We start from the raw sequence: 13,158 nt of genomic DNA, 5'->3' as shown, positions 1-13,158 counted from the left end.
TTATACCCTCCCGAAAATATGACAAACGACTGTGGCTCCGGTTCCTCCAACGTTGTGTGTCATTCCGATTTCAGTATCGATCTGCCTTCCTTTTGCATCGCCACGAAGTTGCTTTACTGTCTCATAAACTTGTTTCACCCCAGTTGCTCCAACTGGATGACCACAAGCCTTCAGACCGCCACTTGGGTTGACTGGAATCTTACCACCGATTGCTGTCTGGCCTTCTTCGGTTAATTTTCCTGCTTCACCTTTCTTGCAGAATCCAAGATCTTCAATTGCACAGATCTCTGCGATGGTAAAACAGTCATGCACTTCTACAAATCCGATATCCTTCCGTTCAACTCCGGCCATCTGGAATGCCCGGTTTCCTGCGGCAACTGTTGCATCCAAAGTACAGATGTCCTTTCTGTCATGAAGAGCAATCGTACTGGATGCCTGACCTGCTCCAAGGACTTTAATTGGGGTATCGGTAAACTCCCGTGCCCGTTCAAGTGGGGCAAGAATTACTGCTGCTGCTCCGTCAGTCACCGGTGAGCAGTCAAACAGGCGGAGTGGATCTGCAACAAGGGTTGAGTTTAAGACAGTGTCAAGAGTGATCGGTTTCCTAAACTGTGCATTTGGATTTTTTGCTCCGTTGTCATGGTTTTTGACTGCAACCTGAGCAAGTTGTTCCCGGGTCAGACCATACCGGTGCATGTATTGAGTTGCAATCATTGCATACAGACCTGGGAACGTGATACCTGCAATACCTTCCCATTCTCTGTCAGCAGCAGCTGCGAGCACATCGGTGGTAACATCAGTGCCAACATCGGTCATCTTTTCAACACCGGCTGCAACGACAATATCTGACATCCCGGAAGCTACAGCAGTATATGCCTGTCTGAAAGAGAGTCCTCCGGATGCACAGGCAGCTTCTACACGGGTTGCCGGAACATTAATTGTTGCAAGTCCGGCATAATCTGCAATTAGGGCACCAATGTGTTCCTGTTCAACAAATCGGCCTGCACTCATGTTTCCGACAAATATCTCGTCGATATGTTCGCCGGAGATGTTTGCATCTTCAAGAGCCAGGGCACCTGCTTCAACGAAAAGGTTTCTAAACGAGGTTTCCCACTTCTCTCCGAATTTTGTACAGCCTACACCGATTACTGCAACTTCTCTCATTCCATCATCACCACTTTGCCTTTGTGTTTTGCATAGACTGCATAATCCACGATCTTCTTGTCTGCAAGGAGGGCAGACACGGTCGGGGCTGCGTCACGGTTGAAGAGATCTGAATTGATAACATCAGTGACGGTTAAGTCAAATGAATCACTTCCGGATCCAGAACCATAACTGGTCATAAAGATCCGGTCACCTGGTTTTGCAATATCAAGGACTGCTGAGAGTCCGACCATTGATGCACCGGAATAGGTATTTCCTAGATATGTAACGGCAAGTCCGGGTTTAATTTGGTCCATGGTGAATCCAAGCATATTTGCAGCCTGAACCGGGAATTTACCGTTTGGCTGGTGAAACACTGCATAGGTATAGTCAGATGGTTTTGTTCCCATCTTTTCCAGCATCATCTTTGATGCACCGATTACATGCTTAAAATATGCAGGTTCACCAGTAAATCTTCCTCCATGACGAGGATAAGGCTTATTTTCACGTCTCCAGAAGTCGGGAGTATCAGTTGTGAAAGAACAGGTATGGTTTATCTCGGCTATCGGGTCATCATTTCCGATGATCATGGCCGCTCCACCGGCTGCTGCAGTATATTCAAGTGCATCACCAGGCTCACCCTGGGCAACATCTGCACCGACTGCTATTGAATACTTCACCATATCTGATTTCACAAGACCCATTGAGGTCTGAATAGCAGCAGTTCCTGCTTTACAGGCAAATTCATAATCTGCTGCAGTCATAACCGGGGTTGCTCCAATTGCTTCACCAACGGTAACTGCAGTAGGTTTCACCGCGTATGGATGAGACTCTGACCCGACGTAAACTGCTCCGATATCTGCAGGATTGACTGGTCTTCGTGCCATTGCAGCACGAGTAGCTTCTACAGAGATCGTGATTGTATCTTCATCCATATCAGGCAGTGCCTTTTCATAGACGCCCAGTCCCCGGGAGATTTCTGTGCCGTTCGCACCCCAGACACGGGCAATCTCTTCTACTTTGATACGGTACCGTGGAATATAAGCACCGTACGAGATGATTCCTACCATTTTTCTTCCCTCAATCTCTCCACGATATCTTCGATTCCCTGTGTAGTACACATCAGGGTGATGTTATCTTTTTCAGCCATTTTTGGCACAATCGGATGAACATTATCGAGTGATATGCCATGAAGTACTACGCACCGGGGCTTGAAAGGAGTAACACGGATAGCCACCATCGGTGATTTTCCATTCGAGACTCCGGTAAAAATTAGCGCCCGCTCAGTGCTCCAACCATATATACGGTTAAATTCGCTTGCAGTAAGGTTCATAATTGCCCGGAGACTGTCAATTACCGTATATCCGTAAATACTGAGATGTGTCGGACCGGTAATGACATCTGCACTTATAGCACCGGCAAATGTTGCAAGATCGATGGGGCTTTTGTAATCATGAAGATCATATATTACTCCGTCCCCCATCTCGGCAAAGAGCAGGGATGCATACTTATGAATATACTTCCCGCCTTTCGCTTCATCAATGGCAAGAATACTGTCAACAATTCGTCCGATGATTGCAGTGCCCGGACTCTTTCTCCTTCCGCTTTCATAGTCGCTAATGACTGATGGCGATACACCAAGGTACTCGGAGAGCTGTCCCTGAGAGATGTCAAAACTAAGACGCCATTTTTTCAGGGTTTTTCCCGGAGAATCAGATAGTGTTATCTCCCCCGCCATCTTCTCCGCGAGTCGATGACGAAGTCCCGATTCCATGTTAGTACACTAGGATCCAGGGATGTTATATAATTAACGAAGTTTCAATCGACAAAGAGCGATACTGGATCCGGTTACAATTCCGTATCCTCTTGGACTCTCCTTGCCAAACAGGTTTTTTGCTTTTCGAGTACTTGTTTTGCCTCTTCATCAGTGACGCCAGGATCGCGGAACCTGAAATACCGCTCACAGGGCATTTCATCACACTGTCCAAAATGAACCAGGTGTTTTATATTAACACAGCAGTCATAAACCGGGCAGCATTCAATGTCAACAAATTCATTCCAGAATATTGCCCCTTCTGATTCATCACATCCCTGGCAGTCTTTTTCATAGTGATCACATTCATCACAGTACATGCCACATACCGTTGGGATCAATTTGGACATAAATAATGGTCTGGAACGGCAGTGAATAAAATTCTTTACCCGGTAGATGAATCACTGAAATTCAGACGCTTTTATAAAAAACAAATGATAATTGTTAAGGTTATAGTCAAAAATTTTATGTTTTGATACATCAAAAAAGGGGTTGTCTGATAATCAGACAAGAGGAGATGACCATGGCAATCGTCAGGCGTGATCCATTCAATGCATTCAGAGGTGAACTGGACAACATGTTTGCCGAGATGGAGAATCGGTTTCAGTCTTTCCTCCCTGGGTTTCCTGCATATTCACAGAGTGGGCGGGAACTGGCTCCGGTATTTTCCGGCGGATTCACCGTTGATGTTAAAAAGCAGGATGACCAGGTAATTGCAAAAGCAGATTTGCCTGGATGCAATAAAGAGAATGTAAAAATCCGGCTTATTCGTCCCAATCTTCTTCAAATCTCTTGTGAACGAATGGAAGAGAAAGAACAGGATGAAAAGGACTTTTACATCAGAGAGCGGTTTTTTGGTTCAGTCAGCCGGAGTGTTCCCCTGCCTGCCGAGGTGGCAGAGGAAGGAGCAAGTGCTACCTTTGAAAACGGAGTTTTGGAAGTAACATTAAAAACTACTGGGAAGGAGTCCGGAGGGGATATTCCTATTCAGTAACTCATTTTTTACCCAAGGATTGTAGTAAATTGGCGGATAGGCTGAATTGAAACGGTCACCTGTTTTGATAAGAGGCCAAGGATATGTCCACCGGCATCACGGGAGTCTGTAATAAAATGCGGATGAAAACCTGCATAATTTACTCCCTGCATCCATTCGGGAAACCAAAATCCGGTAATGCTTCCTGAAGTATTGTGTAACACAAAGACTGACTGATTATTGATAACAGATGTCAGCGGGGGATATGGCTCATCCTGCATTGGAACACTCCTCACCGTCATGTTTTCATACACACCATCCACGCGGAATGCATAGATTGCGTCTTTATCTGGAAAAGAATCTTCAATATTTTTTAACAGGGTATCTTTATCCATAGATGTATTCAACTGGTACGATATTTCTGGATCAAATACGATCGTATTTGCAAAACAAACACCTGTATCTCCGGATGGAATGAGTACCTCCCCATCAGAACGGATTTTATATGTAATTCCGTCAATCTGGCTCAATTCACCGTCCATATCTTCAAATCCTCCAACCCCGAAATTTCCATATTTGTTCAGATCGTTAACCGTTATGATCTCTGAATAATTACCATCTTCAAGCACCGCGAATGCTGATACCTGGTACATTACTGGTTGGACATCGGGCTCATCTGCATAGGTAGAAAAGCCTCCGATACTCAATGAAACCACACCGAAAAGAAGGAGAACTCTGATCCACTCTTTTATCATATAGATATTATATTGTTTTTCTTCATGTGAGAATGTTTATGTTTTTTTTTGGATACCCGAAAACAGGGAGATAGAGGATTTATGTTCAGGTTTCTTTGTCCTGAATGTGTTTTACCTGCATTCGTTCTAAAAGTGCAACTGCTTGTTCTTCAACATGTATCCCCTGAATATGGGCGGTGTTCGATAATATCACAACCCCAACCTGAAGGTCAGGATTAAATGCAATTGCGGCCTGGTGTGCATTCGTTTCACCTGCTTTTTTGATTATCGTTGTACCATCCCGGTTATGCAATACATCCCAGAATATGGCCTGTTCCTGGAGGGGCGGGCCTTCGGATATGAGCGCCAGTGGATTATGGCTTTTTCTGATTGCTTCAGAAAGTGGTGTATCCACAAGGAATAGTTGTGCTGCAAGAAAAATGGCCATGTCCTCTGCCGATGAGTGAATCCCTCCGGTGGCGGTCCAAAACTCATTAAACCTTATCACAATGGCCTCATCCATTGGATATTCATATGCACGGTATCCTTTTGCTCTCTGGCCTAATTCGTCTCTTGTCCAGGATGCTCCAGTATGGGTCATTTGCAATGGATCAAAAAGATGTTCCTGTACCAGGTCAGGATATGATTTCCCATACGCCTGGGCAACACTATCACCGGCCAGAGCAGCTCCAAGGTTTGAATAGAGATGCTGGTATCCGGGAGGAGCAAGAAGTGTGGTGTTCTTTACCCAGTCATACACCTCATCCCTGGTCATGGTCGTAAAATGTTGCATTGACTGTTCTAATTGGTCTGCATACGAAGCGGATGGATCATATTCTGAAAATGGATCCGGAGAAGAAGGAAGACCGGAATAATGAGTTGCAAGATGTAATCCGGTAATTTCTTCACCTTCATAGTCTGGAAGTGTAACTGTTTCAGAAATCCAGGTATTTGCTGGTGATGACAGATTATATACTCCGTTAATTTCAGCTTCTGCCATCAGAATTCCTGTCATTACTTTCGATAGCGAACCGATATCAAAGAGGATCTGGCTATTTGAATCTTCCCCGGAAACGGTCCTGATGTCTCCAAATGAAAAATTGGTATATCCGTTTTTATCAACCAGAACCACAATCAGACCTTTACTCAGATTATAGGTTATGAGGGGAGAGATGTACTGGTTTACTTCTTCTCTGGTCATGGCAGAGAAATTATCTCGTGCAGATACCTTCCATTCTTCAGGTGTCGGCAGGGCTGTTCCCAGGTTACTCAATAAAAACAAGCATATACAGAGAATAATAATTCGATTCATTCGAATCATACACTCATGTATCTATGATCCACCCTTCTGATATGTGCTCCTATTGTAGTATCATTTTAATATATTCAAGAGGCATCCAGGTCTTTTCTGCAATTTTTTCAGGTGGTAATCCTTCTTTTCCCAGGTTTTTCACAACATGTTCCATAGACTCACCAACCTCAATCAGGTTCCCATCAGGATCAAAGAATCGGATTGTACGCTGATTCCAGGGAGTAACCTGAATCTGGTGAAGGAGGGGCACTTTTCTCTCCTGCAGTATGGTAGAAAATTCCACAATTTCATCAGTCTCAAAGTAGAGTTCCTGTGCTGGCTTTTCTGGATTTGTTATCGTGTCAGATCCGGGGTAGAGGAGATATAATGCATCTTTCTTCTCCCAAAGAGAGATTCCGCCAACGAATGTGACAAGACCTCCAATGTCAAGTTCAATCTCCAACTGAAAGAGATCCTGATAAAACTGTTTTGATATGGCTATGTCTGAACATAACAGGACAACTGATTGATACCGTATCATTTACATTACTCCTGCACAGGTTCGAAGAATTGAAAATGTAATTCTCTTCTCGAATATATGCTACCGATACATGTTTTGTGATCAGGTATATGAACTTTTGATAAGCAGGGTGAAAGTGTAAATTATCGTAAATATTATGATATTTCTCAAATATCAGATAAATGTGCTCCAAAAATTGATTTCCTGATGTTTCATTCTATATTCTCTTGTGATAATGTATACATATTGCACGAACCGATATTGAGGGTTTATCTGGGATGCATCGGTAGGTCTGGTAGTAATTCATGAATGAGCTGATTGAATTTTTTGCAGCATGTATAGCAGGGATTCTGAATGCAGTAGCGGGAGGAGGCACACTGGTTAGTTTTCCAGTACTTATTGCTCTTGGAATTCCTCCCATAACCGCAAACATTACCAATACCCTTGCACTCTGTCCAGGATATTTTGGCGGTATAATTGCACAGCGGAAAGAGTTTAAAACTCAGAAAAACAGGCTTTGGCAGATAATTCCAATCAGTATCCTGGGAGGTTTGATCGGAGGATTTTTACTTGTTCACTCTGATGAACAATCATTTCGGATTCTCATTCCCTATCTGATTTTGTTTGCAACACTTCTTCTAGTACTGCAGGTTCCCATAAAGAGATGGATACAATATCGTTCAGATATCCACTCTCCTCCTTCTTCGGTTCAGTATGGGGGATTTCTTCTCCTGTTCCTGTCGTCTGTTTATGGCGGGTATTTTGGAGCAGGTGTCAGTGTTATCGTTATTGCCGTCCTGGGACTATTGTATGATGACTCGTTGGCAAGCCTGAACATTCTGAAACTTGCGATATCGTTCAGTGTTAATGTAACCGCCGCTGTGTTTTTTATCTTCTCCGGAACAATTGAATGGCTTATTGTTCTTGTTATGAGTGTCGGCTCAATTCTGGGCGGTCTGTTAGGTGGCACTCTGGTCGAAAAGATAAATCCTGACCTCTTTCGATGGGTAATTATCTGTGTAGGATTGTTACTTTCTGGAGCATATTTCTATACTGGGTAATATTCTCGTTTACTATGATCATGAATGGTCAACATGTCATCGGATTTTCAGATCGCTCCTCTCTATTATTCAGCCGGATAAAAATTCCCGTACAGAAAAGGCTCATAACTCCTGAAACATAAAAAACCATATCAATTCCGGAAAGGTCCATAATCACCCCAGAGAGGAGCGGAGCAACAATCAGCCCAATTGCAAGTGACATATTTACCATCCCCGAAGCACTTCCCTGACCGATTTCCCGTCCTGCACACGAGACCAGAGCAAATAGAGATGGAAGTGAAATCCCTCGTCCTACTCCCAAAAGGACAGCAGATAGCAGGTATGCTGATAATCCCTGCACAACCGGAATAACAAGGAGTGATGCTCCTATCATGGTAACACCAAGTGCAATGAGATGATACCGCCTGAAGGAGTCTGCAATCCGTGAGAAGAAGTGCTGAAATATCGGTGTCGTAAGCACAGAAACCAGGATGATAACTCCGATCTCTGAAGCAGATATCAATGGGTCCTGTATCGCCAGAATTGGGAGAAAAACCATGAATGTTCCATTTGCCAGAGCATACATCAGTTGATATAGTACCGGGCCCTGGAGGTTTTTATGAAAAATAATCTCCCTGAAAGAAGTTTTAATTGCCGGGCCTGTCTGAATATCTGGGAGGTAGAGTATACTTGTCACCAGGGCCAGCAAAGAGAAAAAAGCCATGGCAAAAAAGACGGCATTCATCGAGAGAAGATCCATAATCACACCGCCGATAAATGGTCCAAAGCTCATGCCCAGATAGATTGAACTAACAAATGATCCGATAAATTTCCCTTCCTCTCCAATCGGTGCAATATCATTAATGTATGCAAGAGCAATCGGCAGGATCATAGCAGAAGCCATACCATGAAAAAACCTCAAAGCTGTGATCTCATACACCGATCCTGCCAGAAGATACAAGAGTGAGAGAACGGTGTACGCACAAAGGCCATATACGATTAATCGCTTCCTCCCGATTGTGTCAGATATTTTTCCAAAGAGGGGGAGGAAAATAAGACGTGATATGGCAAATGCGGAAAAAATTGCTCCAATCCAGATACCTGTTGCACCTAGGGTAACTGCATACCGGGGAAGGAGCGGAATTACTATGCCAACCCCAATCATTGCGGAGAACACAGCACCATAGAGTGAGAAGTAGATTCGGTTTCTCGTTGCCTTATCTACATGAAATGCTGTGTTCGCTGTCATGGATTATCGTATATGTTTTAGTATGGACGCGAATGGATGTAAGGGATTCTCCCTGGATCCTAGGTTACATGATTACCCATTCGGTGTGCAGAAAATGGTCTGCAAAACAAATCAATTGATGGATGAAGAATACCTGTGGTAATGTAACCAGTTCTTTTTGCTAGTATACCTAAGAGGAGAGTTCTTGAATAACTTCCGACCAGATGATCTGGTTTATCTGATCCTATTACAGATTACACCATATGAACCGTAGATGTATCATTATCAGTCTCTTTTTGATTCTTGTTTTTTTCTTAATGGTTCCTGTTTCATCATCTAGTACAGAAACGGGGAGTCAGGGAGATCTTGTTTGGTCTGGAACAGTCCTCTCAATCAGGAATGTCTCAGTACATGATCTCATCAGATTTGTTGAAACTGCAACAGTTTATGCAGAACGGGAAGGAAAAGATGCTGCATTGCATGAATTTGCCCTACAGAACGGTTCATTTACCCGTGGCGATCTGTATATCTGGGCATATGATTTTGAAGGTGTTAACCTGGCTCATCCATGGCATCCGGAATTTTCAGGCAAGAATAAGTTGGATCTTACTGATCCGACCGGTTTTCACATGATAACAGCCATGCGGGATATGGCCTTTAATGGGAGCGGATTTGTCTGGTACCAGTACGAGAATCCGGTTTCCGGAGCAATTGAACCAAAGCTTGCATATGTGAAGCGTGTAGATGATACCTGGTGGCTTGCTTCTGGTATATATGGTCCAAATGTATCGGTGCCACAGGATACGCCAGATTCTATTCGGGATTTCCTCATTGGACATGTCCAAAAAGCACTCGACTATGTACAGGAACATGGAGAAGAGGATGCAGTTGCCCTGTTTAATGACCCTTCAGGACCATTTGTGACAAATGAGACCTATGTGTTTGCCTTTGACAATACCGGAACTACGCTTGCAATGCCGTTTTACCCAGATACTATTGGGAAAAATGAACGGGATAAGGTTGATGTAAATGGAGTGCTTATCGGCGAAGAAAAACTCATGGTAGCAGCAGACGGCGGTGGGTTCTTTTATTATGTTTTTGAAAATCCACATGCACAGAATGCTTCCCAGTTTAAAGTCTCATTTATTCATCCGGTTTCTGATAGTCTCATCGTCGGAGCCGGAATGAACCTTCCTGACGTCCATGCCTCGTTTTCTGAGAAAAGACGTGTGGCCCTCATATCAAAAGTCCAAAAAGCAGCGGCATTTGTACAAGAACATGGGAAAGAGGCTGCAATAATGGAATTTAATGATCTAAATGGTTCATTTTCTGATAGGGAGATGTTTGTCTTTGCCTTCGACTCTAATGGCATTCTTTTAGCCAACCCCTTCCTTCCTGGACTGGTAGGACAGAGTCGTCTTCAGGATCGGGATCCCTATGGCAAATATCCGGTTAAACAACTCATCTGGAACGCAAAACAGGGGGGAGGATTTACCTATTATTTCTTTGCTGATCCGGCATTTGAGTATGCAGTCAGATTAAAACTTGGGTATACTGAAATGGCAGAGGATGACTTGATTGTAGGTGCCGGTATATTTCCCGAGTCCTAAAAAATCCTCAATTTAATTTTTATTTAATGAACTCAATAAACCTCAATAAGAGATGTGGATCTGTATGAATATATCTGGATGACCAGAACCAGACTAAAAAATTATGTGGATATTTTCTTCAGCAGCCATGCCATATTTTGTGCAAGGTTTTTCATATTGTCAAGACCTTCTGTGTCATTTTTCACATCGCCTGGTTGCATTCCCGTTCCGATATTCCAGTATGTAGATCCCACGGTGAACATGCCACTTATTCCAAAGAGATGATTAATGGTATCGTATGCATGGGTTGCACCAGCTCTTCGGACAGCGACAACAGCCGCTCCTGCCTTCCTGGTAAGTTTACCTCCATTCGCCATACACACAAACCCTGCCCGGTCAATAAGTGCCTTGACTTCAACGGAGACATCGGTAAAGTATGTCGGAGTACCGATGATGATGCCATCAGCTTCTATCATCTTCTGAATACAATCGTTCACAAAGTCATTCTCAATGACACACTTGTTATCCTGGTTTTCAAAACATTTCATACAGGCAGTACATCCATGGACCTGTTTTCCACCGATTTGAATAATTTCAGTTTCTATACCTTCTTTTTTTAGTTCATCACACACCGTTGACAGAAGAATGCTGGTGTTCCCTTCTTTTCTTGGGCTCCCATTGAATGCAACAACTTTCACCTTTTACCTCCATAACAACATATGATTTAAGGTATTAAATCATGTGCAGTATCTTTTTTATGATATAATCTCTAAAATGGTACTAATGGAAAATACTTCTTCAAAGAAGAAATACAGTTGCCCTGTGGAGGCTGCTATAGATATCATAGGGGGAAAATGGAAACCGGTTATTCTCTGGCATATCCGGGATGGTCCTCTTCGATTCAACGAGATACGGTCAATATTGCCCGCAATAACACAGGGGATGCTCACTCGCCAGCTCAGGGAACTGGAAGCAGATCAAGTGGTAAACCGGACAGTATACGCAGAAGTTCCTCCCCGGGTTGAGTATTCACTCACTGAGTTTGGAATGACTGTCATCCCGATACTGGATGATTTATGTGAATGGGGAAGGACGTACCTGAAAATAACCAATGATTTTTGCGAAAAAAAAGACCTCAGCTCTTCATCCCAAGCAGGAATTGATGAAGGATCATGTTATGCAGATATCTCTGCCCATCAATGACCGCTATTCTATATGTCTGACAAAAATTGAATTTATGTTCGAAACAGAAAAATGATTGTATTTCAGACAATCTTGCCTGCAGCCATCTCGATATCTTCTTCTTTAAGAGTTTTTCTTCCCGCATGAGCGGCAAGTTTTACTGCCTCTTTTACAAGTTTTCCGAGATATTCCTCTGTCTTTGCTACAAGGATCTCTGAGGCGTCGGATCCGACCCGCTCAGCACCACTGTTCTTTGCAACACGTACAACGGCTGCAATTGGTAAGTCTGCCATAGTTTTACCTGGATATAAATATTGCAACACTCATATAAAAAAAATTGCATCGAAATTCCGAATTCAACCAATGAGGAGGTATGAAACCGTATGGTCGGTTAGTATCTTCTCATGTCACTTCACTTTCACCCTGTTTCCCTGAACTTCTTATACTAGCACAATAAGGTGCTAAGAGAGCGTCATGACCGGACAATTCATAACCATTCCAAAGAACGGATTTTCGATATTTATTGGTTCCCGAGATTTTCTGACCGGAATACTGGCAAACATAGGAGAAAGATTCAGATCCGGTTCACTTCTGTATATTCATAACACCGCTGAATTGCCGTACCAGGAGTCTCTATCAACAGTCCATCATCGGATTGAATTCAGACAAGAGCGCAATATTATTGATATTATCGCTATGCTGGAGACCAATCCCTCTAGATTTGTTATAATTGAATACTCACCTGACTGGTTCATTCATAATGACGAGTATATTGGACCATTCGGGTTTGTGTGCAGGGAACGGTCCCGCAGACGTCAGGAAGTTCTGTTTATTGCAAAGTACGTAGATTCCTGTATATCAGAATTGGAAACAATGGCTGATAAAGTTGTGTATGTTCAGGATATCCTCACCAGTTCGGAAAGATGCATACCTCTTATGGGGAAAAAAACTGGTCAGCAACCCCTTTTCTGCTGAGATGAACGTTTTAAAAATTGTGTGAAAATGCAGGCATTGGGGTATCCTCTTTGGGAATGACCACCAATATGTATACTGCATCATGGAACTTCTTTTTACTTCGATTCTTCTTGGAATTGGTCTTGCAATGGACTGTCTGGCAGTATCATTTGCCGTCGGAGCCCATCAGAAGACTTCCCGAATCAAAGCAGCATTTATTCTTGCTCTCTTCTTTGGAGGATTTCAGGGTGGTATGACGGTGCTGGGCTGGTTGCTTGGGACCGGTTTTGCAGATTTTATTTCAGAATATGATCACTGGGTTGCATTCGGACTTCTTTTCATCATTGGTGGAAAAATGGTCTATGAGGGGGTACAGGATGGTGAAGAGGAAACAGCACCGGATGTTTTTAACCTTGTAGCTGTTCTCATACTTGCCATTGCAACAAGCATCGATGCTCTTGCAGTTGGTCTTAGTTTTGCATTCTTACAGATTTTCCCCATAATTCCTGCAATAATCATCGGAATTATCTCTGGGATATTTGCTACAGCAGGAGTTTATACCGGGGGGAGGCTGGGTCATTTACTGGGACGGCGTGTTGATATTGTCGGGGGTATCATTCTCGTCCTCATTGGGCTTCGGATACTCCTTGAACATACGGTATGGAACGGAACCGGTCTGTGATTCAGATCC

16 protein-coding genes are annotated in these 13,158 nt (G+C 43.3%); 6 read left to right on the top strand and 10 right to left on the bottom strand.

Annotated features, from left to right (window positions below; all coding sequences use genetic code 11):
* The 4 genes from KSK55_RS05590 to KSK55_RS05575 all read right to left on the bottom strand — a co-directional run bounded on the left by KSK55_RS05590 (position 1) and on the right by KSK55_RS05575 (position 3,306).
* Positions 1–1,164 carry an acetyl-CoA acetyltransferase gene (locus KSK55_RS05590; RefSeq protein WP_214419139.1) on the bottom strand — a complete coding sequence of 388 codons (1,164 nt, stop codon included), beginning with the start codon at positions 1,162–1,164 and terminating at the stop codon, positions 1–3.
* A complete protein-coding gene (locus KSK55_RS05585; protein WP_214419138.1) occupies positions 1,161–2,213 on the bottom strand; it encodes a hydroxymethylglutaryl-CoA synthase in 1,053 nt (350 codons plus the stop codon). Before KSK55_RS05585 ends, KSK55_RS05590 begins: the two co-directional genes overlap by 4 nt.
* Entirely contained in the window at positions 2,207–2,917 is a 711-nt protein-coding gene (locus KSK55_RS05580) for a helix-turn-helix domain-containing protein (RefSeq protein WP_214419137.1), read from the bottom strand. The genes KSK55_RS05585 and KSK55_RS05580 overlap by 7 nt, the downstream gene beginning before the upstream one ends.
* Positions 2,918–2,991: 74 nt before the next feature.
* Positions 2,992–3,306 carry a DUF3795 domain-containing protein gene (locus KSK55_RS05575; RefSeq protein ID WP_218608518.1) on the bottom strand — a complete coding sequence of 105 codons (315 nt, stop codon included), beginning with the start codon at positions 3,304–3,306 and terminating at the stop codon, positions 2,992–2,994.
* Between the two features lie 173 nt (positions 3,307–3,479).
* Here KSK55_RS05575 and KSK55_RS05570 point away from each other — a divergent pair, with 173 nt between their 5' ends.
* Complete coding sequence (locus KSK55_RS05570) at positions 3,480–3,950, top strand: Hsp20/alpha crystallin family protein (protein ID WP_218608517.1); 471 nt, start codon at positions 3,480–3,482, stop codon at positions 3,948–3,950.
* 8 nt (positions 3,951–3,958) lie between these two features.
* Here KSK55_RS05570 and budA read toward each other — a convergent pair whose 3' ends face one another.
* The 3 genes from budA to KSK55_RS05555 all read right to left on the bottom strand — a co-directional run bounded on the left by budA (position 3,959) and on the right by KSK55_RS05555 (position 6,495).
* Positions 3,959–4,684 (bottom strand): acetolactate decarboxylase, encoded by a 726-nt coding sequence (budA, locus tag KSK55_RS05565; RefSeq protein WP_214419134.1) that lies wholly within the window; start codon positions 4,682–4,684, stop codon positions 3,959–3,961.
* An 85-nt stretch (positions 4,685–4,769) separates the two neighbouring features.
* A complete protein-coding gene (locus KSK55_RS05560; RefSeq protein WP_218608516.1) occupies positions 4,770–5,936 on the bottom strand; it encodes a serine hydrolase domain-containing protein in 1,167 nt (388 codons plus the stop codon).
* Between the two features lie 88 nt (positions 5,937–6,024).
* Positions 6,025–6,495: a VOC family protein gene (locus KSK55_RS05555; RefSeq protein WP_214419132.1), complete on the bottom strand. Its 471-nt coding sequence runs from the start codon at positions 6,493–6,495 to the stop codon at positions 6,025–6,027.
* 284 nt (positions 6,496–6,779) lie between these two features.
* On the opposite strand from KSK55_RS05555, the gene KSK55_RS05550 reads away from it, so the two are divergent.
* Positions 6,780–7,535 (top strand): sulfite exporter TauE/SafE family protein, encoded by a 756-nt coding sequence (locus KSK55_RS05550; protein WP_214419131.1) that lies wholly within the window; start codon positions 6,780–6,782, stop codon positions 7,533–7,535.
* A gap of 28 nt (positions 7,536–7,563) precedes the next feature.
* Here KSK55_RS05550 and KSK55_RS05545 read toward each other — a convergent pair whose 3' ends face one another.
* The gene (locus KSK55_RS05545) at positions 7,564–8,763 is read right to left on the bottom strand and encodes an MFS transporter (protein ID WP_218608515.1); all 1,200 of its coding nucleotides are present in this window, start codon (positions 8,761–8,763) and stop codon (positions 7,564–7,566) included.
* 296 nt (positions 8,764–9,059) lie between these two features.
* Between KSK55_RS05545 and KSK55_RS05540 the strand changes: the two genes are divergently transcribed.
* Positions 9,060–10,352: a cache domain-containing protein gene (locus KSK55_RS05540; RefSeq protein WP_218608514.1), complete on the top strand. Its 1,293-nt coding sequence runs from the start codon at positions 9,060–9,062 to the stop codon at positions 10,350–10,352.
* A gap of 101 nt (positions 10,353–10,453) precedes the next feature.
* Here the strand turns inward: KSK55_RS05540 and KSK55_RS05535 are convergent, their stop codons facing one another.
* A complete protein-coding gene (locus tag KSK55_RS05535) occupies positions 10,454–11,029 on the bottom strand; it encodes a flavodoxin family protein (protein ID WP_214419128.1) in 576 nt (191 codons plus the stop codon).
* 124 nt (positions 11,030–11,153) lie between these two features.
* On the opposite strand from KSK55_RS05535, the gene KSK55_RS05530 reads away from it, so the two are divergent.
* Complete coding sequence (locus tag KSK55_RS05530) at positions 11,154–11,534, top strand: winged helix-turn-helix transcriptional regulator (protein WP_306128335.1); 381 nt, start codon at positions 11,154–11,156, stop codon at positions 11,532–11,534.
* A gap of 62 nt (positions 11,535–11,596) precedes the next feature.
* Here KSK55_RS05530 and KSK55_RS05525 read toward each other — a convergent pair whose 3' ends face one another.
* The gene (locus KSK55_RS05525) at positions 11,597–11,806 is read right to left on the bottom strand and encodes a histone family protein (protein WP_214419127.1); all 210 of its coding nucleotides are present in this window, start codon (positions 11,804–11,806) and stop codon (positions 11,597–11,599) included.
* A 181-nt stretch (positions 11,807–11,987) separates the two neighbouring features.
* Between KSK55_RS05525 and KSK55_RS05520 the strand changes: the two genes are divergently transcribed.
* Together KSK55_RS05520 and KSK55_RS05515 are read left to right on the top strand one after the other, a co-directional pair.
* A complete protein-coding gene (locus KSK55_RS05520) occupies positions 11,988–12,488 on the top strand; it encodes a hypothetical protein (RefSeq protein WP_218608512.1) in 501 nt (166 codons plus the stop codon).
* A gap of 82 nt (positions 12,489–12,570) precedes the next feature.
* A complete protein-coding gene (locus KSK55_RS05515; RefSeq protein WP_214419125.1) occupies positions 12,571–13,149 on the top strand; it encodes a manganese efflux pump MntP in 579 nt (192 codons plus the stop codon).
* Positions 13,150–13,158 lie beyond the last annotated feature (9 nt).

It is taken from the genome of Methanospirillum hungatei, assembly GCF_019263745.1.
GTDB classification, from domain to species: domain Archaea; phylum Halobacteriota; class Methanomicrobia; order Methanomicrobiales; family Methanospirillaceae; genus Methanospirillum; species Methanospirillum purgamenti.
This window is presented reverse-complemented; position numbering and strand designations above follow the sequence as displayed.

What these genes read in the sequence shown, in the direction of transcription:
- KSK55_RS05590 (WP_214419139.1), bottom strand. Translation starts at nt 1,164, where the DNA reads ATGAGAGAAGTTGCAGTAATCGGTGTAGGCTGTACAAAATTCGGAGAG.
- KSK55_RS05585 (WP_214419138.1), bottom strand. Translation starts at nt 2,213, where the DNA reads ATGGTAGGAATCATCTCGTACGGTGCTTATATTCCACGGTACCGTATC.
- KSK55_RS05580 (WP_214419137.1), bottom strand. Translation starts at nt 2,917, where the DNA reads ATGGAATCGGGACTTCGTCATCGACTCGCGGAGAAGATGGCGGGGGAG.
- KSK55_RS05575 (WP_218608518.1), bottom strand. Translation starts at nt 3,306, where the DNA reads ATGTCCAAATTGATCCCAACGGTATGTGGCATGTACTGTGATGAATGT.
- KSK55_RS05570 (WP_218608517.1), top strand. Translation starts at nt 3,480, where the DNA reads ATGGCAATCGTCAGGCGTGATCCATTCAATGCATTCAGAGGTGAACTG.
- budA (WP_214419134.1), bottom strand. Translation starts at nt 4,684, where the DNA reads ATGATAAAAGAGTGGATCAGAGTTCTCCTTCTTTTCGGTGTGGTTTCA.
- KSK55_RS05555 (WP_214419132.1), bottom strand. Translation starts at nt 6,495, where the DNA reads ATGATACGGTATCAATCAGTTGTCCTGTTATGTTCAGACATAGCCATA.
- KSK55_RS05550 (WP_214419131.1), top strand. Translation starts at nt 6,780, where the DNA reads ATGAATGAGCTGATTGAATTTTTTGCAGCATGTATAGCAGGGATTCTG.
- KSK55_RS05545 (WP_218608515.1), bottom strand. Translation starts at nt 8,763, where the DNA reads ATGACAGCGAACACAGCATTTCATGTAGATAAGGCAACGAGAAACCGA.
- KSK55_RS05540 (WP_218608514.1), top strand. Translation starts at nt 9,060, where the DNA reads ATGGTTCCTGTTTCATCATCTAGTACAGAAACGGGGAGTCAGGGAGAT.
- KSK55_RS05525 (WP_214419127.1), bottom strand. Translation starts at nt 11,806, where the DNA reads ATGGCAGACTTACCAATTGCAGCCGTTGTACGTGTTGCAAAGAACAGT.
- KSK55_RS05520 (WP_218608512.1), top strand. Translation starts at nt 11,988, where the DNA reads ATGACCGGACAATTCATAACCATTCCAAAGAACGGATTTTCGATATTT.
- KSK55_RS05515 (WP_214419125.1), top strand. Translation starts at nt 12,571, where the DNA reads ATGGAACTTCTTTTTACTTCGATTCTTCTTGGAATTGGTCTTGCAATG.